We start from the raw sequence: 21,264 nt of genomic DNA, 5'->3' as shown, positions 1-21,264 counted from the left end.
GGTCACTCCGGGCTGTAGCGGCTGGCGGCCTCACGCGCTCGCGCGTCCTCCAGGCGCCGCCGGATCTCGGAGCGGTGCTCCCGGTCGCGCCGGGCCCGTTCTAGCGCCTCGGCGCGGGCGGCGGAGTCGAGGCGTGACAACAGCGCGCGAGCGTTGCGCTCGTCCTCGCGAGCCGGCAGTTGCCCGTTCCAGAGCAGGAAGGTCCGCGCCGCCTCCTCGCGGCGCTCGGCCTCCTCGACCCAGCGTTGCGGTTCGACGACCGCGGCCAGGCGCAGCGACAGCGTCACCAGTGCCCGGTCGAACCGGTCCTCGCGCAGCTCGGCCGAGAACGGCCCCGCCAGCTCCTGCGAGGCGACCAGCCACAGGACGACCCCGGCTCCCTGGCGCGCGACTGCCTTCCCGGTCGCGGCCACCCTCCGGGCAGCCGCGATGAACCGCCCGTCGGAAGTGTCGAGCACGTCCCCGGTCAGCGCCACGATGTCGACGGCGTCGTCGAGGAACCACGACGGCGTGGTCGAGATCCGGGCCATCACCTCGTCGACCGACGGTCCCGGCGCCAGCCCGTTCCAGGCGGCGTCGAGATCGAGCTCCTCGTCGAGCCAGGCCTCGAACAGCTCCTCGTCAGCCATGGGCTGCTCCTTCTGGGTTGTAGCCGGCGATCCGGGCGGCGAGCGCCGCGCATGCCGCAGGCGCCTGCATCACGTCCGGGATCTCGGCGACGTCGTAGCCGAGCCGCTCGGCCTGCTCGCGGGCCTGCCCGCGCCAGTGTCCGATGATCATCAGTGACCCGGTGTCGATCACGCGCCGCACAGCGGGGGCCACGTCGGCGTACTCCTCCTGGCCGCGGCCCAGGAACGTGTCGAGCCCGGCATCGGAGAGCACCACGAGGTGGCGCTGTCCCTCGGTCGGCCGTTGGTTCTCGGGATAGCGGACACGGAGCAGATCGAGCGGGAAGGTCGTGCCGCCGCCGAAGTAGGTGGTCAGCTGGCGCATGATCTCGACCCGGTCGCGCGTGTAGGCGCTGTCGCCGGCGACCTGCCCGGCGGAGCTCCACGAGGTGACCCGCACCCGCCCGCCGCCGCGCAGCACCGAGAGCGACAGGATCGTCCCGGCGACGATCGCGGCCGAACCGCGCTGCGGGTTCGTCATCGACCCCGAGGAGTCGAGGTAGAGATCGAGCAGGACCGGCTCGTACGTCGGCTCGGGCTCGTCCGCGATGAACGTACGCCGCCGCGTGGTCACCCCCGGCACGAAGACCGCGCCCGTGGTCAGCGTCGCCGGCCAGTCCAGCTCGGCCAGATCGTCGCCGAGCTCCCACTCCTCCAGAGGACCGGGGATCGCGGGCCCGGCGGGAGCGAGCCCGCGCTGCACCAGGGGTGCGACGTGCGGGCGGGCCTCGGCCTCGTACCAGGCAGCCATCACCGCGTTGGGGTCGGCGCCGGCCATGAGCTCCAGCGTCCGGGCCAGCCCGAGCGCCTGCCCGCTGCCGTCGGAGGCGGCCGCGGCGTCGCCGTCCGCGAGGACGACCTCGGTGTCGTCTGGGTGCACCAACGGCTTCTGCAGCCGTAGGTCGCCGATCGCACCGGCGAGCTCGGCCGCGCTGGGCGCACCCGGCGAGTCCTCGTGGCACCCGCTGCTCTTGAAGCCCAGCAGCAGGTAGGGCGCCATCACCATCGCCCAGGGCACGGCCCCGCTGACCGGGTCGGCGGCGAGCGTACGCACCACGTCGGCCACCGTCGTCGCGTCGTGAGCCGGGTCGAGGCCCGCTCGCGGGTCGTACTCGAGCTCGGTGACCTCCCGTTTGGCCTGGTAGGCCTCGTTCCGCTGCTTCGACTTCGAGCCGTGCAGGCGGCGCCGGGCGTTGCGGAGCTGTTGCTCGTAGTCCGTCTTCCACCGTGTCGGCGGCTCGGGCCAAGCCAGGGAGCCTTCGGGGAGCCGCCAGAGGAGCTCGTACGCCCGCTGCACCACCCACCACAGCTCGTTGTCCTCCGCGCCGCGCCGACCCTTGGCCAGCGAAGGCGCGGCGAGGGCCCGGGTGAGCTGCACCATGTCGGGGGTCTCGTCCGGGGCGAGCCGAGCGCGCTGCAGCTGCATCACCCGGTCGTTGATCAGCATGTCGGACCACAGGTTGGCGCAGAACCCGCTCGCGGCGACCAGATCGAGGCGGTGCTGCCGGTCGTAGAGATCGATCACCCGCGCCATCTGCTGACGTATCTTCAGCGAGTCGACCCGGGTGCTCGGGGAGAGCACGTGGTGGCCGATCTCGTGCGCGAAGACGCTGGTCAGATGGCCTTCTCCGCCGTGTCGGGCGAGCTCGCCGGGGTCGACGTTGACTTCCGGTGGAAACCCGAACCAGGCGAAGCTGCCCTCGTCGGAACGGACGTGCACGACCGGGTCATGGAGGTCCACGCCCCACAGGTCGAGGGCCGCCTCCCAGGCCTCGCGCTCGGCCGCGGTCGGTGCCCTCACGCGGCCTCCCGCACGACCTCGAGCAGGTAGGACGTGGGCACGCTGACCACCCGGACGCCGGCGGTGCCGACAGGGTCGCCGGTGCTGGCCGGGTCGTCGGCGGCCTGCGAGACCGAGTGGCCGAACAGGTCGGCGTCCACCTCCCACAGCTCCTCGCCGACCTCCACCAGCCACCGTCCCTCACCAGCCGCGATGACGTCGCCCGGGTGCGCCAGCCAGGGTCCGCCGAGCCCGGCGAAACCGCCGATCCTCGCGATCAGATAGGCGCGGCCGAGGCGCTGCCAGGCGGGCCAGAAGAACCGGTCCGTACGCTGCCCCTCGACGAATCCGGCCACGTCGGCACCCGGCATCCCGAGCGTCGCGCCGACCGCGTCCGCGAGCCCGGCGTCGAGACAGGACGACGCCGCTCTGAGGGCGTCCTTGCGCAGGCCGATGACTCCCGCGCGCCAGGCGGCGACGGCGGCCAGCTCCTGGACCGCTGCGGTCTCGCGCACGCGCGAACCCGCGGCCAGCCCGGCCGCCAGGGAGGCGCCGAAGAGCCCGGTGTCCCCGCCCCAGCGGGCAACGTTGGCGACGGCCAGCTCCAGGTCGAGCCCGGTGACCGCAGGCAACCCGCCCGACTGCCGAGCCACCGAGGCGTTCACCGAGTGCCCAGGACGCCGGATCATGAACCCTCCAGCCAGTGGAGGTAGTTGGAGTAGCGCTGGTGGAGGTACTTCAGCGCGACCAGGTCGTCGTAGTCGCGGCCGTAGATCTTGCCGACCTTGGAGATCCGGCCGACCTCGGACTCGATCCGGGTCAGCCGCTGCGAAACCGTCAGCCGGTCGAGCCCGTCCAGCCCGCCCCCGAGCTCGGCGAGCAGGTCCCCGACGGGATCGGCAGCGTCGAGGCCGAGTGCGACGAACTGCTTCATCGCGGTGTCGAAGAGGTCGACGAGCCAGGAGGCCGGGTCGTGGGCGAGCTCCTTGTCGCCGGCCTCGAAGCGCGGGTGCTGCGGGTTGGGCAGCAGCTTCCCGCGGAGCACGAACGGCACCATGGCGCGCACGTCGTCGAGCCCGACGGACGAGGCGCCGCGGAACCAGGCCGACGCCTTGGCGTACAGGATCAGGGTCTGCAGCGCCCGCACGGAGAGGCCGTTCAGGGTCTGCGCGCCGAGGTCGACGACCAGGTCGGCGCCGGAGTTGGCGTCGATGACCGCGCTCACGTCCCCGCCGGCGGTCGCGACGACGTCCTTGGTGCGGTACTCGAACCGCCGCCCGCCGTGCTGCACGAACTCGAACTGCCCGGTGAAGTACTCCAGCTTCCGGCGTACGTCCGCGGGCAGCGGCACCGCCCGGATGGCCGCCAGCATCGTCGACTGCTCGTCGGAGGAGAAGACGAGGGAGGACGGCACGTGCTCCTCCGGCCGCTCACCGGCCTCGACCCGGGTGACCAGCTCGTCGAAGAAGCGGCCGTTGAAGCCGAACGCCTGCACGGTGACGTCGAGCCGGTCCTTGAGTGCCTGGATGACCTGGAAGGTGCCGCCGCCGGAGTCGTCGTTGGCGGTGAAGAACCAGCTCTCGACGCCCTCGTCCGGCGCCGTACGGCGCAGCTGGTCGTGGCTCTCCACATAACCCTCGGCGACCATCGTGAGCAGCGCCGACTGGGTCTTGGTGGGGATGCGGTTGTACTCGTCGACGATCTTGACGCGTTGGGTCAGCCACGACTTCCAGGCGATCGTGATCTCCGCCAGCGACCCCGCGGCGACGAGGTCGCGCGGCAGCGGCAACCCGACCAGGTCCGACACGGTCAGCTGCGGCTGTCCCTGCTGCAGGTGGCGGCGCACGTCCTCCGGGGTCGCCCCGGACAGCACACCCATCAGCACCGCGAGCGTCGTCTTGCCGCGGCCGGGCCCGCCGATCATCAGACACTTCCCGCCCACCGCGAAGGTGAGCAGCGGCAGCAGCACGTTCGAGGAGTAGGCCGGCTGGGTCGGCAGCGTGATCTCCGCGCCCGCATCGCCCAACGGGAAGCGATTGGCCTTCGCGGCGTCGAACTCGACGTCGTAGAACGGCGAGATCACCGCCTTGTTGACCAGCCAGAAATACGTACGCCGCAGCTTCTCGTCCAGCTCGACGGTCTCGTCCGGGGACCTGAAGAGGTCGGCGGCGGTGAGCCCGTCGCGCGGTCCTCCGTGCTGGACGTGCGGCACGGTCGGCGACGCCGAAGTCTTCTGCCAGCGGTCACTCATCGGGCCACCTCCGTAGCGCAAGCGCCAGAATACGGACGCGGCCCGATGAAGGACTTGTTGGTCGCTCGCTGACGCTCGCTCATCTACCCAGCTCCTCCAATGACGGACCGATCCGGTTGCTTCGCCCGAGCAAGGGCTCGAGGAACTCTTTGGTGGCAGCGAGACGATCCTCCACGCTTCCGCTGACCTCGATCCAAGGCACCGGCTGCTCGGCCAGCACCTCTCGGAACCGCTCCTGCATCCCGTGCCGGACGTGCTCGCCGTCGCGCATCCCATCCTGCACGAACGGGATCTCGTCCCCGGTCAGGACGTACGCGACCGGCCGGTGCGCGGCGGCGCGCTCGAGGAGGTGGTCGGGGGTCGGGCCGACGTAGCGCTCGTGCCACAGCGTCGTCGCCAGTACGTCGGTGTCGCAGACCAGGACCGGCTTCGGCACCCGTCTGCGGGCAGCGTCCTCCCAGCCGATCTGCCGGTCGACGATGAGGTCGAACTCGTCGCTGCGCCAGGGGGTGAACAGGCCGCCGGGGCGGATCTCGGACCAGAGCCGGCCGTACTCCGGGACGCAGTGGGTGCCCAGGTCGGCGGCGAGTCTCTCGGCCAGCGTCGTGGTCCCGGTCGACTCCGCGCCGAGCACCACGACCCGCTCGGTGAGCCAGGCACGGACCGGAGCCGGCAGCTCGGCCCAGTGCTCGGTCAGGTCGGGGCGTACGGCGGTGCCGGAGACGGGGTTGAACACCCGGCCGGGATCGACCTGGACCCACGTCGCGTCCAGGCGCCGGGCGAGCTCCTCGCCGTAGGCGTCGGAGGAGAAGACCGCGTCGACCGGGGCCGGGAGCAGCTCGGAGATGACGACCATGTGCTCGTCCCAGGCAGCCGGGTCGTCGAAGTCGACCCGGGCCTCGTCCATCGCGGCGACCACGTGGGCGGTCGGGTGCTCCTCGCGCAGCCACTCCGCGCGCACCTCGAGCGGGATGGTCTCCACCTGCGAGCCGAGGAGCTCGACGGTGACTCGGTCACATGCCCGCAGGGCCGCGCGGATGAGGGCCTGGTGGCCGGCGTGGAACGGGTAGAATTTCCCGAGGACCAGACCGTGGCCGTATGCCTTCTCAGATAGGAACGGCTCAGACACCCGCGACCTCCGGCTCGCGCTGGCCGACCAGCACCCGGCGCCAGTCCCGCAGCGCGACCAGGACGATCACGCAGAAGCCGAGGTAGAGCACGGCGGTCGGCCACAGTCCCTTGTAGGCGTACAGACCGACGGAGACGACGTCGACGGCCAGCCAGACCAGCCAGCACTGCCACCAGCGGCGGTTGAGCATGATCTGCGCGATCACGCTGCCCGCGGTCACCGTGGCGTCGGGAACCTCGGTCGTCGAGTCGGTGAAGGCGAACAGGACGTACGCGATCGCCGCCAGCGCCACCACGAACCCCAGCGCGAGGAGCAGCAGCGTGCGCGCCGAGGCGACCCCGACGAACGCCTCGTCACGGCGCAGGTGCGCCTCCGACTCCCGTCGCCGGGCCATGGCCCAGTCGACCCAGCCGGTCACCGAGAGCACCATGAACATGATCTGCAGCGCCGCGTCGGCGTAGAGCGCGCTCTCGGCGAAGACGACCAGATAGAGCGCGGTGTTCGCGATCCCGATCGGATACGTCCACATGCTCCGCCGCGCCGCCAGGATCACGCACGCCGCCCCGGTGACGACCCCCGCGATCTCGACCCAGTGCGCCACCAACCAACTCTGCATGGCCGAACCCTATGGGACGCGAAGGGCCCGGATGCTCGGGTTGAGCATCCGGGCCCTTCGGGGCGGTAGGAATCCCCGGTTAACCGGTGAAGCCTGCACTTCTCAGGTGTTGCAATGCCAGAGAAGTGCAGGGCCCCAGAAATTAGTAGGGCCGGTTAACCGGGTATCCCTGCGCACCTCAGTGGCTGACCGCAGCCTTCGCGTTCACGATGCCAGCGCCGTAGAAGCCGTTCGGGGCCTCGCCACCCTCACAGGTGTGGGTCGAGGTCGCCGTCGTGCCGTTGGGCAGGTGGCGTACGTAGGTGAAGTCCGCCGGGACGGGGCAGGCCTTGTCGGTGGCCGACTTGAGCAGGATCTTCTCGACCTTCTTGGGCGAGAGGGTCTTGCCGGAGAAGTCCCGGCTGCCGTACTCGCCGACGATCAGCGCGGCCACACCAGCAGCGTGCGGGGAGGCCATCGAGGTGCCCTGCAGGTACTGGTAGTAGGAGCACTCACCGCTGGAGCAGTCCGAGACCGCCCACGGCACCAGGACCTCGCCGGTCGCCGGGTCGATCGCGCCCTCGGCCACACCCAGGTCATACGGGTAGGCGGCCAGGATGGTGGCGGCGTAGTCGCGCGTCCCGTCGGCGGTGTCGTACGCATCCCCACCAGGCGCCGCGACGTCGACGAAGCCGTCGCCGTAGCTGGAGTAGTAGGACTTGCGCTCGGACGGACCGGTGGAGCTGACCGCGATGACCCCGTTGCCCTCGGTGGGCATCGAGACGCACGACTCCGGGTCGAGCAGGTCACGGACGTAGGCGGCCTCGCCGGGCTCGCTGGCGTAGTCGGGGCTGCTCGCGTCGGTCTGCGGCTTGGTGTAGTCGATCGCCTGGTTGCCGGCGGCGGCGACGAGGGTGACGCCACGGGCGTGGGCGTAGTCGAGGGCACGCTGCATCGCGGTGATGATCGTGACCTGCTCGGCCTGGTCCGCGGCCGAGTCGGCCGGGTGGTTGGTGCAGTTGAACAGCCACGGGTCGACGTAGTAGCTCATGTTGACCACGTCGATGCCGTTGCGGCCGGCGTAGGTCAGCGCGTCGACCGACGGCTGCAGGAAGAAGTAGCCGGAGTCCTGGCCGGCGCGCAGGTTGACGATGTCGGCCTGCGGGGCGACGCCGGAGATGCCGATGCCGTTGACCGGCGAGGCGATGGTCGAGGCGACGTGGGTGCCGTGGCCGTTCTCGTCGACGTCGGCCGCGTCGCTGCAGGACGCGTCGGGCTCGTCCTCACACGGACCGTCGACCACGGCGCCGTTGGCGTCGACCGGGATGTCGGTGGTGAAGTTGCGGCTGAGCCTCGCGTCGAAGTTGGGCGCGATGTCGGGGTGCGACCCGTCGACACCGGTGTCCAGGATTCCGACGCGGACACCCTTGCCGCGCTCGGTCTTGTTGGCCGCCGGGGCGTCGATCTGCTTCATGTCCCACTGCAGACCGGAGAGCGGCTCGGTCTTGCCCTTGGGCTTCGGCGCCTTGGGCCCGGTGCCCTTGGTGCCGCTGCGGAACTCGGTCTCGACCTTCGACACCTCCTGCTTGCGGGCCTTGCTGGCCGCGTCAGGGGTCGTGGCGCCCACGATCCTGTCCTGGGCCGCGCCGACGAGGGCCTTCGAGGCGTTGGCCGCCTCGGCGAATCCCTCACCGGCGGTCACCGTCGCGACTCCGATGGCACTGTTCTCCGAGATGATCTCGCCCCCCGCGGCCTTCACCGCGGCACGGGCGCTGGCGGCCGAGGATCCCTCGGCATATGCCACGACATAGCGGACCTCCTGGTCAGAGGTGGCGTTGCCCGAGTTCGCCATGACGAGGGTGCCGGTGACCCCCAGCGCGACTGCGGCCGCGCCTGTCAACAACCTACGCATGCTGTCTCCATTCCTGGATTCGGTGGTCGAGATTGTCGGGACCACCGCTGTCATGGCCCTTGTCGGCCCGACAGTGGGCCCAGCATGCCCTAGTCCGCATCGGGTCGAACAGGGTTTGGGAGGAGCATCCACCCATAATTAGGTTTGTGAGTGAGTACTCACTCACTTACCCTGGTCCACGTGGACGAACGACGTACGCGGGCCAAGCCGATTCCCGCGGCCGACCGGCGCGCCGCGATCATCGCGGCGACCGAGACGCTGCTGATCGAGCACGGCACGGCGACAACGACCAGGCTCATCGCTGAGGCGGCCGGAGTCGCCGAAGGCACGATCTTCCGGCACTTCCGCGACAAGCGGGAGCTCTACCGGGCGGTCGCCGAGAACGTCTTCGACCCGACCCGGGGTGGTCAGTCGATGGCGGAGGTGGTGGAGGGCAAGGCCGACATCGAGGACAAGCTCCGTGCCGTCATCGATCTGCTCGCCGCCACGTCGCAGCGTGGCCTCCTCGTCATGATGGCCGTGCGCTCGGCCGTGATGGAGGAGCCCGATCCCGAGGGCGTACGTCATCCGCCCGGCCCTCCGAAGTTCCTCATCGAGGCCAACAAGGCCCTCATCGACAACCTGACCACGCTCGTCTTCGAGCCGCACGTGAACGAGCTGCGGCTGCCGCCGCGAAAGGCCGCGCTGGTGCTGCGCAGCCTCACGATCGGGGCCTGGCTCCCCGGTCTGAACCGAACGAACCAGCCGTTGAGCAGCGAGGACGTCATCGACGTGCTGCTCGGTGGAATTCTTATCGAGCACAGCCTGACCAGAGAGACCTCCTGAATGCTTCTCCGACTCCTGCGGGACTACCTGCTCCCGTACAAGAGATTCCTGGTCGTCATCGCGATCCTGCAGCTCTTGTCGACCTCGGCCTTCATGCTGCTGCCCAGCCTGAACGCCGACATCATCGACAAGGGCGTGGCCGAGGGCGACACCCGTTACATCCTCGAGATCGGCGCGATCATGCTCGGCGTCGCGCTGGTGCAGATCCTCGCGTCGATCGTCAGCGTCTACTTCGCCGCACGCAGCTCGATGAGCTTCGGCCGCGACCTGCGGGCGGCGATCTTCGCGAAGGTCGGCTCCTTCAGCGCACGCGAGGTCGGCCGCTTCGGCGCCCCGTCGCTGATCACCCGGACCACGAACGACGTCCAGCAGGTCCAGATGCTCGCCGTGCTCACCTGCACGCTCGCGGTGATGGTGCCGATGATGATGGTCGGCGGCGTCGCGATGGCGATCCGCGTGGACGCCGGACTCTCCTGGCTGCTCGCGATCGTCATCCCCGTGCTGCTCATCTCCATGACCGTGGTCGTACGCGGCATGGTCCCCAACTTCCGCAAGGTGCAGGAGCGCATCGACGCGGTCAACCGCATCCTGCGCGAGCAGATCACCGGCATCCGGGTGATCCGCGCGTTCGTACGCGAGCGTCAGGAGACCGAGCGCTTCGCGAAGGCCAACGACGAGCTCACCGACGTCGCGCTGCGGGCCGGACGCTGGATGTCGACGATGTTTCCGCTGATGATGCTGGTCATCAACGTCGCCAGCGTCGCAGTGATCTGGTTCGGCGGCATCCGGGTCGACAACGGGTTGATGCAGATCGGCCCGCTGACCGCCTTCCTGCAGTACCTGATGCAGATCCTGATGTCGATCATGATGGGCACCTTCATGCTCATGCAGGTCCCGCGCGCCGCCGTCTGCGCCGACCGGATCGCCGAGGTCCTCGACACCGAGACCAGCGTGACCCCGCCGACGGCGGGGGTCACCGAGATCTCCCGGCACGGGCACGTCGACCTGACCGGAGCCGGCTTCACCTACCCCGGCGCGGACCACCCCGTCCTCCACGACCTCACCTTCGAGGCTCGCCCGGGGCAGACCGTCGCGATCATCGGCTCCACCGGCGCCGGCAAGACGACCCTCCTCGGCCTCATCCCGCGGCTCTTCGACGCGACGGCCGGTGTCGTCCGCGTGGGTGGGATCGACGTACGCGACCTCGACCCGGCCACTCTGCGCAGCTCCCTCGGGCTGGTGCCGCAGAAGGCGTTCCTCTTCACCGGCACCGTCCGCTCCAACCTGCTCCACGGCAAGCCGGACGCCACCGACGAGGAGCTCTGGCACGCCCTCGAGGTCGCCCAGGCGCGTGACTTCGTGGAGCGGATGGCCCCCGAGGACGGCACCGGCCTCGACGCCGAGATCGACCAGGGCGGCACCAACGTCTCCGGTGGTCAGCGGCAACGTCTGGCCATCGCCCGGGCGCTGGTGAGGAGGCCCGACATCTATCTCTTCGACGACTCGTTCTCCGCGCTCGACGTCGCCACCGATGCCCGGCTCCGCGCGGCGCTCGCCCCCGAGACCCGCAACTCCACGGTCATCGTGGTCGCCCAGCGGGTCTCCACCATCCGCGACGCCGACAAGATCCTCGTCCTCGAGGACGGCGCCATCGTCGGCGAGGGCACCCACGAGGAGCTTCTCGCCGGCAACGCCACCTACCAGGAGATCGTCTCCTCCCAGCTCAGCGCAGAGGAGGCGGCAGCATGAGCGACCAGACGAACGGCCAGACAAATGGCCAGATGAAGAAGACCGAGCGGATCGTACGTCCCCAGGGCGGCCCCGGCCCGATGGGCGCGGGCGGCGCGGTGGGGGACAAGGCGATGAACTTCGTCCCCTCGGCCAAACGGCTGCTGCGCCGGATGTCGCCCTACAAGATCCACGCCTCCGCCACCATCGGTCTGGCGGCGATCAGCGTCACCCTGATGTCGCTCGGACCGTGGCTGCTGGGCAGGGCGACCAACATCATCTTCGGCGGCGTCTTCTCCAGGGAGCTGCCGGCGGGGGTCACCCAGGAGGAGGCGGTCGAGGGTCTGCGTGCCCAGGGCGACGACAAGCTCGCCGACATGCTCTCCGGGATGGAGTACGTCACCCCGGGCCAAGGCGTCGACTTCGACGCGCTGCGCAGCGCGCTGCTGGTGGTGCTCGCCGTCTACCTCGTCGCGTCCTTGCTCTCCTTCGTGCAGGGCTGGATCCTCAACTCGGTCGTCCAGGGCACCGTGAAGGGCCTGCGTGAGGACGTCGAGAAGAAGGTCCACAGCGTCCCGCTGTCCTACTTCGACAAGCAGCCGCGAGGCGAGCTGCTCAGCCGGGTCACCAACGACATCGACAACATCAGCCAGACTCTGCAGCAGACCTTCAGCCAGGTGCTGACCGCTCTGTTCACGCTGGTCACGGTGCTGTTCATGATGTTCTGGATCAGCCCGGTGCTGGCCCTGATCGCGCTGCTCGCGGTGCCGGTCTCGCTGGTGGTGACCAGCGCGGTGATGAAGCGGTCGCAGGGCCAGTTCGTGGCCCAGTGGCGCCACACGGGCAAGCTCAACGGCCACATCGAGGAGACCTTCTCGGGCCACGACCTGGTCAAGGTCTTCGGGCGTCAGGAGGAGGTCGAGAAGACCTTCGCCGAGGAGAACGACAAGCTCTTCGCCGCGTCCTTCAAGGCACAGTTCATCAGCGGGATCCTGATGCCGCTGATGATGTTCGTCGGCAACCTGATGTTCGTGGTGGTCTGCGTGGTCGGGTCCCTCCGCGTCGCCAGCGGCGCACTGAGTCTCGGTGAGCTGCAGGCCTTCATCCAGTACTCGCGCCAGTTCACCCAGCCCATCACCACCCTCGCCTCGATGATGAACCTGCTCCAGTCGGGCGTCGCCTCGGCCGAGCGGGTCTTCGAGCTGCTCGACGCCGAGGAGCAGACGCCCGATGTCGGCACTCCCCGCAACGGCGCCGGTGCCGGCGAGGTCCGGTTCGAGCACGTGAGCTTCTCCTACGACAAGGACAGGCCACTCATCGAGGACCTGTCCCTGGTCGCCCGTCCCGGGCAGACCGTCGCGATCGTCGGCCCCACCGGTGCCGGCAAGACCACCCTGGTCAACCTGATCATGAGGTTCTACGAGCTCGACGCCGGCCAGATCACCCTCGACGGCGTCGACATCGCCTCGATTCCCCGTTCCGACCTGCGTGAACGCACCGGCATGGTGCTCCAGGACACCTGGCTCTTCGAAGGCACGATCCGCGACAACATCCGCTACGGGCGGCCGGACGCGACCGAGGGGGAGCTCCTCGAGGCGGCCCGGGCGACGTACGTCGACAGGTTCGTGCACTCGCTGCCGGACGGCTACGACACCCTGATCACCGACGAGGGCGGCAACCTCTCGGCGGGCGAGCGGCAGCTGATCACCATCGCGAGGGCCTTCCTCGCCGAGCCGTCGCTGCTGATCCTCGACGAGGCGACCTCCTCGGTCGACACCCGCACCGAGCTGCTCCTGCAGCACGCCATGGCGGCGCTGCGCTCGGACCGTACGTCGTTCGTGATCGCCCACCGGCTCTCCACGATCCGCGACGCCGACCTGATCCTGGTCATGCGGGACGGCGCGATCGTCGAGCAGGGCAACCATGCCGAGCTGCTCGAGGCGAAGGGTGCGTACGCCGAGCTCTACCAGTCGCAGTTCAGCCACGCCCTCGTCGAGGAGCCTGCCTGAGAAATAACCCTTTGATCCGGATGTGGCCCGGCGCCTACCGTTGAGCCACACGGGAAAGGAGGTGATCCGATCAGATGAAGAACGATTGGATGCGTGAGGTGGCTGCTCGCTAGCAGCGCCCCCGATAAGGGATGGGGCTGGCAATCCAACAGCAGCCACCCGACCCGCAGGCGTACCGGACTCATCCACCGGGTTGGCCCCTTGGCCCGCCTGCGGGTCGCCCCGTTTTAGAGACCGGCGACAAGTTGCGTTTAGCAACTAATCCGACGTACATTGGTTGTCAATGTTCAACCAATTCGCGTGAGAGCCGAGTCCACACTTGTCAGAGTCCCAGCAGTCCCCGCAGGCCATCGCGGCGCCGCAGATGACCCACCGCCAGATCATGGAGGTCCTCTCCGGCCTTCTGATGGCACTCTTCGTCGCCATGCTGTCCGGTACGTCGGTCGCCAACGCCCTGCCGCGGATCGTCACCGACCTCGGCGGCACCCAGGGTGGCTACACCTGGATCGTCGTCTCGAGCATGCTGGCGATGACCGCGACGATGCCGATCTGGGGCAAGCTCGCCGACCTCTACAACAAGAAGGTCCTGGTCCAGGCCGCGCTCGGCCTCTTCATCGTCGGATCGGCGATCTGTGGTCTGGCGCCGTCGATGCCGGTGATCATCACCGGCCGGGTCATCGCCGGCCTCGGCATGGGCGGCATCATCGCATTGATCCAGGTGATCATCGCGACGATCGTCTCCCCGCGTGAGCGCGGCCGCTACTCGGGTTACATCGGCGCGGTCTTCGCCCTGGCCACGGTCATCGGGCCGCTCGTCGGCGGCGTGATCGTCGACTCCCCGCTGGGCTGGCCCGGCGTCTTCTACGTCGGCGTGCCGTTCGCGGTGGTCGCCTTCATCCTGCTCCAGAAGACCCTGCACCTCCCGCACGTACGCCGCGAGGTCAGCATCGACTACCTCGGCGCGTTCCTGCTGGTCGCCGGCGTCTCCACGCTGCTGATCTGGGTCACCCTGGGCGGCGACTCCTTCGCGTGGACCTCGTTGAGGTCGTACGCCCTGGTCGCCGGCAGCGTCGTCGTGCTGGCCCTCGCGATCCTGGTCGAGGGCAGGTTCGCCAAGGAGCCGATCATCCCGCTGCGGCTCTTCCGCGACCGCACGATGGTCCTCTCCACCCTCGCCTCGTTCTTCGTCGGTGCCGGGATGTTCGGTGCGACGGTCTACCTGCAGCAGTACTTCCAGACCGCTCGCGGGATGACGCCGACCCACGCCGGGCTGATGTCGATCTGCATGGTGCTCGGACTCTCCGGTGCCGGAATGGTCACCGGACGCCTGATCAGCTCCACCGGACGCTGGAAGCGCTACCTGATCTTCGGCGGCATCATGCTGCCGATCGGGCTCTACCTGCTCAGCACGATCGACGAGCACACCAACCTGGCCCTGGTCGGCGCCTTCATGGCCATCCTCGGTCTCGGTGTCGGTGCCACCAACCAGAACCTCGTCCTCGCGGTGCAGAACAACCTCGACAACAAGGACATGGGTGCTGGCTCCTCGGTCGTCGCGTTCTTCCGGTCGATGGGCGGCTCGATGGGCATCGCCGCGCTCGGCGCCGTGCTCTCCCACCGGGTCGAGGACGTCATCACCGATGGCATCCCCGAGCTGGTGGCCAGCGGAAAGGTCACCCCCGAGCAGCTCCAGAGCCTGCAGGGCGGCGGGCTCGCCGACCCGGCGAGCATGCCGAGCGCGGTGCAGGCGCTCTACGAGCACGCCTTCGCCGTCGCCACGGCCGATCTCTTCCTGGTGGCCATCCCGTGCGCGGTCATCGCACTGGTTGCGATCCTGGGTATCAAGGAGGTTCCGCTCAAGACTACGATCGAGGACCTCGCTGACGATGAGATCGCTCCTGAGGTCGCCGCGGAGCTCGAGGCGGGGGGAGCGGGCCGGAGATGACAGGTATGACAGCCATGGACAACGCAGCCCAGGGCGAGCAGTTCGAGGAAGGTCCTCGCGGTGAGTCGCTCAGCCGGCTCGAGTCCGAGGTCGGCGTGCTCGTGTGGAGGGCCAAGCGAGCGATGAAGGCACGCGGCCGGATGCTTCACCCGGATCTGCCGCCCGGCGGTTACATGATGCTGACCTGGATCGCCGAGCGTGGCCCGGTGCGCGCCTCCGCGCTGGTCGACGGACTCGGGATCGACAAGGGAGCGGTCAGCCGGATGGTGCAGGCCATGATCGACCTGGGGTTGCTCGAGCGCCATCCCGATCCCGAGGACGGGCGGGCCAGCCTGGTCTCGGTGACCTCCGAGGCCCGCGAGGGGCTCGAGCGGGTGGCCCGGGAGCGTCGCGTACGTTTCAACGACCGGCTGGCCGACTGGAGTCCCGACGACATCGACCGGCTCAGCGCTATGCTTTCCAGATACAACGAAGCCCTAGAACGCCAGGGCTCCTAGGGGATCGCGTCGCGATGATCTCTCCTGCAGGCCGACGTCGTTCGGGACACACCCTGCTGGGTTCGGTTTTTCTGACTGATTCAAGGATGTAGGATTAGCCTGTGAGCGATCTCATCGATACCACCGAGATGTACCTCCGCACGATCTACGAGCTGGTCGAAGAGGGAATCGTTCCGCTGCGCGCCCGCATCGCCGAGCGCCTGCACCAGTCCGGCCCCACGGTCTCCCAGACTGTCGCCCGGATGGAGCGCGACGGGCTGCTCACCGTCGAGGGTGACCGCCACCTGCAGCTCACCGACGAGGGCCTTCGCCTGGCCACCCGGGTGATGCGCAAGCACCGCCTCGCCGAGCGGCTGCTGACCGACGTCATCGGCCTCGACTGGGAGCTCGTCCACGAGGAGGCGTGCCGCTGGGAGCACGTCATGTCGGACACCGTTGAGAAGCGACTGCTCGACCTGCTCGGCGACCCGACCGAGTCGCCCTACGGCAACCCGATCCCCGGTCTCGACGAGCTCGGCGGCAAGCCCGCCGACGAGGACTTCATGGCCGGCGTCCAGTCGCTCACGGCTGCGGCGAGCTCCGAGCGCGCCACCGTCCTGGTGCGCCGCATCTCCGAGGAGATGCAGAAGGACGAGTCGCTGATGAGCGCCCTGCGCCGGGTCGGCGCGACCCCGGACCAGACCGTCGCGATCAAGGCGACCCCCGACGGGGTCATGCTCGGCTCCGGTGGGGAGACCGCCGAGATCATCCCCGAGGCCGCGGACCATATCTTCGTAAAGGCCCTCTGACCCGCAGATTCGTCGCTAGTCGGCTCCACGAGTCGTCTTCGATGTGGCAACGCTGTGTCTACTTCGGGCCCACTTTTGTAACCGTGGGTGAAATTCTCTCGACGTCGGCAGAATCTGGCACATCACTCTGGACCGATTACGTCATAGATGCTTATGTTTGACGTGCAAGGCCTGCTGGAGGGAGACGTTCAGCAGTTGTCATGTCGAGACTTGCGGGGGTCTCCGGAGGGGAGAGCTCTATGGAGGTCGTTCATCTGCCCGCTCGCGGTCGCGAGCTGGATGAGACGTTCCGCCCAGTCGCCGTCCACCACACCGACACCGGCCTGACCCGTCACCTCGAGCGCGGCGAGGAGATCGTGCTCACCGACCTCGGCGGTGACTACCACAGCGCCAAGGTGCTGCTGATCGACGAAGGCCCGGTCTACCACTTCTTCATCGGTGCCAGACTCTCCGTCGACGAGGCCGCCGGCCGCATGGCCGACCTGCCATTCCAGTCACGCTCTGCCTGAGCCTCTGAACCTGTTCTGTGCCAAGGTGGTGAGGAACTCGCTGGTCCCGACCTCCAGCTTGTACGTAGCCTCCCCATCGCCCCTGGTCGCGCCGCGGTTGACGATGACGACCGGGATCCCGGCCTTCGCCGCCCGGCGCACGAACCGATAGCCACTCATCACCGCCAGACTCGAGCCCGCGACGAGCAGCACGCCCTTCCCCTCGTGCGGCTCGTCGCGGATCTCGAGGCCTCCGGGTTCCGCTAGCGCGTCGACCGCCGCCATGCACCGGGCGACCCGGTCCTTGGGGACGTTCTCGCCGAAGAAGACGACGTCCGGCTTGAGGATGCCACCGCAGATCTTGCAGTCGGGCACGACGAAGTCCTGCGTCTCCTCGAGCGCGACATCGCCGTCCGGCCGGGTCTCGACGTCCGCGTGCGCCTCGGCCCATCCCGCGTTGAGCGCCTCCATCCGCTCCTGGAGGTCGCGGCGCGGGCTCAGCGTGCGGCAGGACAGGCAGATCACATCGGCCACCCGGCCGTGCAGCGTCACGATCCGGCCGCTGCTGGCGAGCTCGGGTGCCGCCTGCTCGTGCAGACCGTCGACGTTCTGGGTGATCAGCAGCTCGGGATCGATCGCGGCCAGGGCGCGATGGCCGGCGTTCGGCACCGCGCTGCCCATCCGTCGCCAGCCGAGGTGGCTGCGCGCCCAGTAGCGCTGCCGCTCCTGCGGGCCCGAGATGAACTGCTGGAAGGTCATCGGCTGCCGTGACGGGCTGCCCGGGCTGCGGTAGTCGGGGATGCCCGAGTCGGTCGAGACGCCGGCCCCGGTCAGCACCACGAGGCGCCGGTCCTGCAGGAGGGCCAGGGCAGCTGCGTACGAGTCGGTGTTGCTCGCCTCCGGGGCCGGGGTCGCGCGCCTCAATTCCGCACCGCGAGCCGCCCACTGCGCACGCACCTCGCTGCGTTGGCACCGCTCGGAAGACACCCGGTATACCGTCGCGATGCCGCCTTGCGATGCACGCACGCATCGCACGCCTCGCGACACGGACTTTCGGCTTGCGACCCCGGGGTCACGAGGCGTACCTGCCCTCGGCGCGAGCCTTGCGCTTCGCGGCCTCGACCTCACGGTTCTTCTTGGGAGCGTTGGTGACCAGATCGTCGAGGAGATGCCGGGTGATGTGGGCGATCTCGGCGACGGCCTGGTCGAAGGCCTCCTGGTTGGCAGCAGAAGGCTTGGTCGTGCCGCTCACCTTGCGTACGAACTGCAGGGCGGCAGCGGCGACCTCGTCGTTGGTGGCGGGCGGCTCGAAGTTGTGGAGCGGGCGGATGTTGCGGCACATGCCATCCACGGTACCTGGATCGAGGCGACGGTCAGCGCGATCGGCCGGGGGTGTGGGAAGGGGCCTGGCCGCGCGGATGCGGGGGCATCGGCCCGCCGTTGGGCGTGGCGCCCTTGGCCTGCCTCACGTCGTCGGCCGGGGGAGCCGGCCGCGGCACGACGCCGTCCTCGAGCAGCTGGCTCGCCATCAGGGCGGCCTGGGTGCGGTGGCTGACGCCGAGCTTGGCGAGCAGACCGGTGATGTGGTTCTTCACGGTCTTCTCCGCCAGCACCAGACGGTCGGCGATCTGCCGGTTGGAGATGCCCTCGGCGAGCAGGACCAGGATCCGGCGCTGCTGCGGAGTCAGGTCGGCGACCACCTCGTGCATCCGGCGGCGCTCCTCGACGTTGTGGACTACCTTGGCGGCCGCCTCGGGGTCGAAGAGGGTGTGACCGCTGGCCACCAGGCGTACGCCGGAGACCAGGCTCGTCGCCTCGATCTGCTTGAGCACGTAACCGGCCGCGCCGGCCATGATCGCCTGGCTCATCACCTCGTCGTCGGCGTCGGTGGCCAGGATCATGCAGCGGATGTCGCTCTTCATCGCGAGCGCCTCGCGGCACAGCGCGACGCCGGAGGCGTCGGGCAGGTGGGCGTCGAGGATGAGTACGTCAGGACGGAGCGTCGCGATCAGCGGTCGTGCCTCGGCGGCGGTGCGGGCCTCACCCACGACCTCGATGTCTGGTTCGGGCAGCAGGACCGTACGCACGCCGACACGCACAACGTCGTGACCGTCGGCCAGCAGAACGCTGATCACCGCGTCGCCCACAGGCTCGTCTCACTCATCTCGTGGTTGGGGATGGTGCCTGGTCGTTCATTCAAATGCTGATTCACCGAAAGAAACCGCTCAAGAGTATCCCTATTGATGCAACATTTGATCACTGAGAGACCCGTGCCGTCTCGGATTTCGTTGCTTCTGGAAAGGTAGCGGTTATGACGTCTCCTCGCGATCTCGACATCGTCCTGTTCGGCGCGACCGGATTCACAGGCGGTCTGGTGGCTGGATATCTCGCCGAGCACGCGCCCGAGGGACTGCGATGGGCGCTCGCCGGCCGTTCCCTGTCGCGGCTCGAGGCCGTGCGTGACGGGCTCGACTCTCCTGGCGTCGAGCTCCTCCAGGCCGACGTGCACGATTCCGCGTCGCTGGCCGCGCTGGCGGCTCGTGCGCGCGTCGTGATCACCACCGTCGGGCCCTACCTGGAGTACGGCGAGCCGCTCGTCAAGGCGTGCGCAGAGGCCGGCACCGACTACGTCGATCTGACCGGGGAGCCTGAGTTCGTCGACCGGATGTTCGTGATGTACGACGCCACCGCCCGTGCCAATGGTGCCCGGATCGTGCACGCCTGCGGGTTCGACTCGATCCCGCACGACCTCGGGGCCTTCTTCACGGTGCGCGAGCTCGCCGCCGGCGGGGAGATCACCGGGCCGCTGACGATGAAGGGCGTCGTCCGCTCCAACGCCACCTTCTCCGGCGGCACCTTCCACTCGGCGCTGGGGCAGATGTCGCGGCCTCGGGAGATGGCGGCCGCGTCGCGCGAGCGCCGTGCGCTCGAGGAGCGGCCGAAGGGGCGTACGTCTCGACCGGCGCTAGCCCCATTTTCTTGGCGATCGCTCGGCCGTGACAGCGAGCTGGGCTACTGGCTGCTGCCGCTGCCGACCATCGACCCGTTCATCGTCGCCCGCTCCGGGCGGACCCTGGAGGCCTACGGCCCCGCCTTCACCTACTCGCACTTCGCCGGGACCAAGACACTGAGGTACGCCGTCGGTGGCGTGGTCGGCGTCGGCGCCCTCGCCCTCGCGATGCAGGTGCCGCCGCTGCGGGCCAAGCTGGGCGAGCGGGTCAAGCAGGGCACCGGGCCCTCCGAGGGCCGCCGCGAGAAGTCGTGGTTCACGGTCGACTTCGTCGCCGAGTCCGGTGGCCGGAAGATCCACACCAAGGTGTCCGGGGGCGACCCTGGCTACACGGAGACGGCGAAGATGCTCGCCGAGTCGGCCCTGTGCCTGGCCTTCGACACGCTGCCCGAGACGTCCGGTTCGGTGACCACCGCGGTCGCGATGGGCGATGCGCTCCTGGACCGCCTGCAGGCTGCGGGGATCCGGTTCGAGGTCATCGACGCGTCCTAACGCGGGTCGCGTGCGCCCCGCGGAGGCGCAGTTGAGGCGCGTGGGATCAGGGAGGGCATCAGCGTCGTGGTGGTGCCGGGTCGAACCTCGTCGGGCGAGGTGAGCAGGCGGGCGAGCGCAGCGACGGCGCGCGCGGCGATCTGGTCGAACGGCACGTGGACCGTTGTGAGAGGTACCGGCAGTCGCGCGGCCAAGGGGATGTCGTTGTAGCCCACGACGGAGAGCTGGTCCGGAACGCTCAGCCCGGCTGCTCGCGCGGCTGCCAGGACGCCGACGGCTGTGTTGTCGTTGACGGCGAACACGGCGGTGGGGCGTGGTGACGTCGAGAGGATGCGGCGGCCGACTTCCTCGCCGGACTCCATCCCGAAGGTCGAGGGGTGGATGTGGCGGTCGATGTCGTCGATGCCGGCTTCTGTCATCGCCCGCCTGAACCCAGCGACACGTCCGGCGGCGCTCGTCGCGTATGCCGGTCCGGCGACCAGCGCGATCTCGCGGTGACCCAGATCCAGGAGGTGGCGAGTCGCGAGGTAGCCGCCGAGCTCGTCGTCGCCGACGACTGCTGGTGTCACTCCGTCGTGTCGTAGCGCGAGGACCAGCGGGACCCCGCGCTCGCGGAGGTCGGGAATCACCGCGTCGTCTGGTCGTGCGGTGGTGAGGACCAGGCCGTCGACGTGTTGGTTAAGAAGGCTCTCCACCGCCGACCGTTCGGAGTTGGGGTCGTCGGCTGTTGTGGCCACGATCGCGAACAGCTGTCGCTCGGCGGCAGCGGCGGCGATGTTCTCGAAGAGGATGGCCATCACCGTGTCGGTGAGTCGTGGCACGAGCACGCCGATGGTCCCGCTCTGCTGGCGACGCAGGGCGGATGCACGGGAGTCCTTGCGATAGCCCAGACGGGCAGCGACCTCGCGTACGCGCTCGGCGGTCTCGTTGCGGGAAGGCGGCAGCCGTTCGTCCAGCACTCGGGAGACGGTCGAGGTGCTGACCCCGGCCTCTCGGGCGACGTCGCGGATCGTTGCACGCGCGGATCGTGCCTGGCCTGCTGTATCCGTCATGTGTCGCCTCCTCCCCGTCGGCGTGAGCATAACCGCTCCGGAAGCACGAGACTGCGGAGCAGGACGGCCCGGCCGGCAGGTGGTGCCGGTCGGGC

19 protein-coding genes are annotated in these 21,264 nt (G+C 69.1%); 8 read left to right on the top strand and 11 right to left on the bottom strand.

All coding sequences use genetic code 11. From position 1 onward, the window contains the following. Positions 1 to 2 precede the first annotated feature (2 nt). The 7 genes from OH802_RS01145 to OH802_RS01115 form a co-directional block, all read right to left on the bottom strand. Positions 3 to 629, bottom strand: a complete 627-nt coding sequence (locus tag OH802_RS01145; protein WP_406024331.1) for a hypothetical protein — start codon at positions 627 to 629, stop codon at positions 3 to 5. Next, positions 622 to 2,469, bottom strand: a complete 1,848-nt coding sequence (locus tag OH802_RS01140; RefSeq protein ID WP_406024329.1) for a hypothetical protein — start codon at positions 2,467 to 2,469, stop codon at positions 622 to 624. Before OH802_RS01140 ends, OH802_RS01145 begins: the two co-directional genes overlap by 8 nt. Then, positions 2,466 to 3,137, bottom strand: coding sequence for a hypothetical protein (locus OH802_RS01135; RefSeq protein WP_406024327.1), 672 nt, complete (start codon positions 3,135 to 3,137; stop codon positions 2,466 to 2,468). Before OH802_RS01135 ends, OH802_RS01140 begins: the two co-directional genes overlap by 4 nt. Further along, a complete protein-coding gene (locus OH802_RS01130) occupies positions 3,134 to 4,699 on the bottom strand; it encodes a hypothetical protein (RefSeq protein WP_406024325.1) in 1,566 nt (521 codons plus the stop codon). The genes OH802_RS01135 and OH802_RS01130 overlap by 4 nt, the downstream gene beginning before the upstream one ends. A gap of 79 nt (positions 4,700 to 4,778) precedes the next feature. After that, entirely contained in the window at positions 4,779 to 5,828 is a 1,050-nt protein-coding gene (locus tag OH802_RS01125; RefSeq protein WP_406024323.1) for an AAA family ATPase, read from the bottom strand. Continuing rightward, the gene (gene pnuC / locus OH802_RS01120) at positions 5,821 to 6,444 is read right to left on the bottom strand and encodes a nicotinamide riboside transporter PnuC (RefSeq protein WP_406024321.1); all 624 of its coding nucleotides are present in this window, start codon (positions 6,442 to 6,444) and stop codon (positions 5,821 to 5,823) included. Before pnuC ends, OH802_RS01125 begins: the two co-directional genes overlap by 8 nt. 178 nt (positions 6,445 to 6,622) lie before the next feature. Further along, on the bottom strand, positions 6,623 to 8,335 hold the full coding sequence (locus OH802_RS01115) for a S8 family peptidase (protein ID WP_406024319.1): 1,713 nt from the start codon (positions 8,333 to 8,335) through the stop codon (positions 6,623 to 6,625). A 180-nt stretch (positions 8,336 to 8,515) separates the two neighbouring features. Between OH802_RS01115 and OH802_RS01110 the strand changes: the two genes are divergently transcribed. From OH802_RS01110 to OH802_RS01080, 7 genes are all read left to right on the top strand, one after another. Next, positions 8,516 to 9,160, top strand: a complete 645-nt coding sequence (locus OH802_RS01110) for a TetR/AcrR family transcriptional regulator (protein WP_406024317.1) — start codon at positions 8,516 to 8,518, stop codon at positions 9,158 to 9,160. Beyond that, a complete protein-coding gene (locus OH802_RS01105) occupies positions 9,161 to 10,909 on the top strand; it encodes an ABC transporter ATP-binding protein (protein ID WP_406024315.1) in 1,749 nt (582 codons plus the stop codon). Beyond that, positions 10,906 to 12,897 (top strand): ABC transporter ATP-binding protein, encoded by a 1,992-nt coding sequence (locus OH802_RS01100; RefSeq protein WP_406024313.1) that lies wholly within the window; start codon positions 10,906 to 10,908, stop codon positions 12,895 to 12,897. The genes OH802_RS01105 and OH802_RS01100 overlap by 4 nt, the downstream gene beginning before the upstream one ends. A 319-nt stretch (positions 12,898 to 13,216) precedes the next feature. Continuing rightward, the gene (locus OH802_RS01095) at positions 13,217 to 14,842 is read left to right on the top strand and encodes an MDR family MFS transporter (protein ID WP_406024311.1); all 1,626 of its coding nucleotides are present in this window, start codon (positions 13,217 to 13,219) and stop codon (positions 14,840 to 14,842) included. A 5-nt stretch (positions 14,843 to 14,847) separates the two neighbouring features. Continuing rightward, positions 14,848 to 15,339 (top strand): MarR family winged helix-turn-helix transcriptional regulator, encoded by a 492-nt coding sequence (locus OH802_RS01090; protein ID WP_406024309.1) that lies wholly within the window; start codon positions 14,848 to 14,850, stop codon positions 15,337 to 15,339. A 101-nt stretch (positions 15,340 to 15,440) separates the two neighbouring features. Then, positions 15,441 to 16,127, top strand: a complete 687-nt coding sequence (locus OH802_RS01085; protein WP_141802577.1) for a metal-dependent transcriptional regulator — start codon at positions 15,441 to 15,443, stop codon at positions 16,125 to 16,127. A gap of 239 nt (positions 16,128 to 16,366) precedes the next feature. Beyond that, on the top strand, positions 16,367 to 16,636 hold the full coding sequence (locus tag OH802_RS01080; RefSeq protein WP_378817131.1) for a hypothetical protein: 270 nt from the start codon (positions 16,367 to 16,369) through the stop codon (positions 16,634 to 16,636). Here OH802_RS01080 and OH802_RS01075 read toward each other — a convergent pair. The 3 genes from OH802_RS01075 to OH802_RS01065 form a co-directional block, all read right to left on the bottom strand. Continuing rightward, positions 16,622 to 17,602 (bottom strand): Sir2 family NAD-dependent protein deacetylase, encoded by a 981-nt coding sequence (locus OH802_RS01075; RefSeq protein ID WP_406024307.1) that lies wholly within the window; start codon positions 17,600 to 17,602, stop codon positions 16,622 to 16,624. The two genes, OH802_RS01080 and OH802_RS01075, sit on opposite strands and share 15 nt — an antisense overlap. A gap of 85 nt (positions 17,603 to 17,687) precedes the next feature. Beyond that, positions 17,688 to 17,957, bottom strand: coding sequence for a DUF2277 domain-containing protein (locus OH802_RS01070; protein ID WP_406024305.1), 270 nt, complete (start codon positions 17,955 to 17,957; stop codon positions 17,688 to 17,690). A 31-nt stretch (positions 17,958 to 17,988) separates the two neighbouring features. Further along, positions 17,989 to 18,750, bottom strand: a complete 762-nt coding sequence (locus tag OH802_RS01065; protein ID WP_378817139.1) for a LuxR C-terminal-related transcriptional regulator — start codon at positions 18,748 to 18,750, stop codon at positions 17,989 to 17,991. Positions 18,751 to 18,926: 176 nt separating this feature from the next. On the opposite strand from OH802_RS01065, the gene OH802_RS01060 reads away from it, so the two are divergent. After that, positions 18,927 to 20,117: a saccharopine dehydrogenase family protein gene (locus OH802_RS01060; protein WP_406024303.1), complete on the top strand. Its 1,191-nt coding sequence runs from the start codon at positions 18,927 to 18,929 to the stop codon at positions 20,115 to 20,117. Here the strand turns inward: OH802_RS01060 and OH802_RS01055 are convergent. Further along, on the bottom strand, positions 20,114 to 21,169 hold the full coding sequence (locus tag OH802_RS01055; protein ID WP_406024301.1) for a LacI family DNA-binding transcriptional regulator: 1,056 nt from the start codon (positions 21,167 to 21,169) through the stop codon (positions 20,114 to 20,116). The genes OH802_RS01060 and OH802_RS01055 overlap by 4 nt on opposite strands. Between the last annotated feature and the right edge of the window lie 95 nt (positions 21,170 to 21,264).

Origin of the sequence: Nocardioides sp. NBC_00850 (assembly GCF_045207335.1) — a bacterium.
In the GTDB taxonomy this organism is placed as follows: domain Bacteria; phylum Actinomycetota; class Actinomycetes; order Propionibacteriales; family Nocardioidaceae; genus Nocardioides.
The sequence above is the reverse complement of the archived record's forward strand: the minus strand, read 5'-3'. Positions and strand labels throughout refer to the sequence as shown.

Excerpts from the sequence above, each read along its gene's own strand:
- OH802_RS01090 (WP_406024309.1), top strand. The coding sequence starts at position 14,848 with ATGACAGCCATGGACAACGCAGCCCAGGGCGAGCAGTTCGAGGAAGGT.
- OH802_RS01100 (WP_406024313.1), top strand. The coding sequence starts at position 10,906 with ATGAGCGACCAGACGAACGGCCAGACAAATGGCCAGATGAAGAAGACC.
- OH802_RS01105 (WP_406024315.1), top strand. The coding sequence starts at position 9,161 with ATGCTTCTCCGACTCCTGCGGGACTACCTGCTCCCGTACAAGAGATTC.
- OH802_RS01130 (WP_406024325.1), bottom strand. The coding sequence starts at position 4,699 with ATGAGTGACCGCTGGCAGAAGACTTCGGCGTCGCCGACCGTGCCGCAC.
- OH802_RS01135 (WP_406024327.1), bottom strand. The coding sequence starts at position 3,137 with ATGATCCGGCGTCCTGGGCACTCGGTGAACGCCTCGGTGGCTCGGCAG.
- OH802_RS01145 (WP_406024331.1), bottom strand. The coding sequence starts at position 629 with ATGGCTGACGAGGAGCTGTTCGAGGCCTGGCTCGACGAGGAGCTCGAT.
- pnuC (WP_406024321.1), bottom strand. The coding sequence starts at position 6,444 with ATGCAGAGTTGGTTGGTGGCGCACTGGGTCGAGATCGCGGGGGTCGTC.
- OH802_RS01055 (WP_406024301.1), bottom strand. The coding sequence starts at position 21,169 with ATGACGGATACAGCAGGCCAGGCACGATCCGCGCGTGCAACGATCCGC.
- OH802_RS01070 (WP_406024305.1), bottom strand. The coding sequence starts at position 17,957 with ATGTGCCGCAACATCCGCCCGCTCCACAACTTCGAGCCGCCCGCCACC.
- OH802_RS01060 (WP_406024303.1), top strand. The coding sequence starts at position 18,927 with ATGACGTCTCCTCGCGATCTCGACATCGTCCTGTTCGGCGCGACCGGA.
- OH802_RS01080 (WP_378817131.1), top strand. The coding sequence starts at position 16,367 with ATGGAGGTCGTTCATCTGCCCGCTCGCGGTCGCGAGCTGGATGAGACG.
- OH802_RS01115 (WP_406024319.1), bottom strand. The coding sequence starts at position 8,335 with ATGCGTAGGTTGTTGACAGGCGCGGCCGCAGTCGCGCTGGGGGTCACC.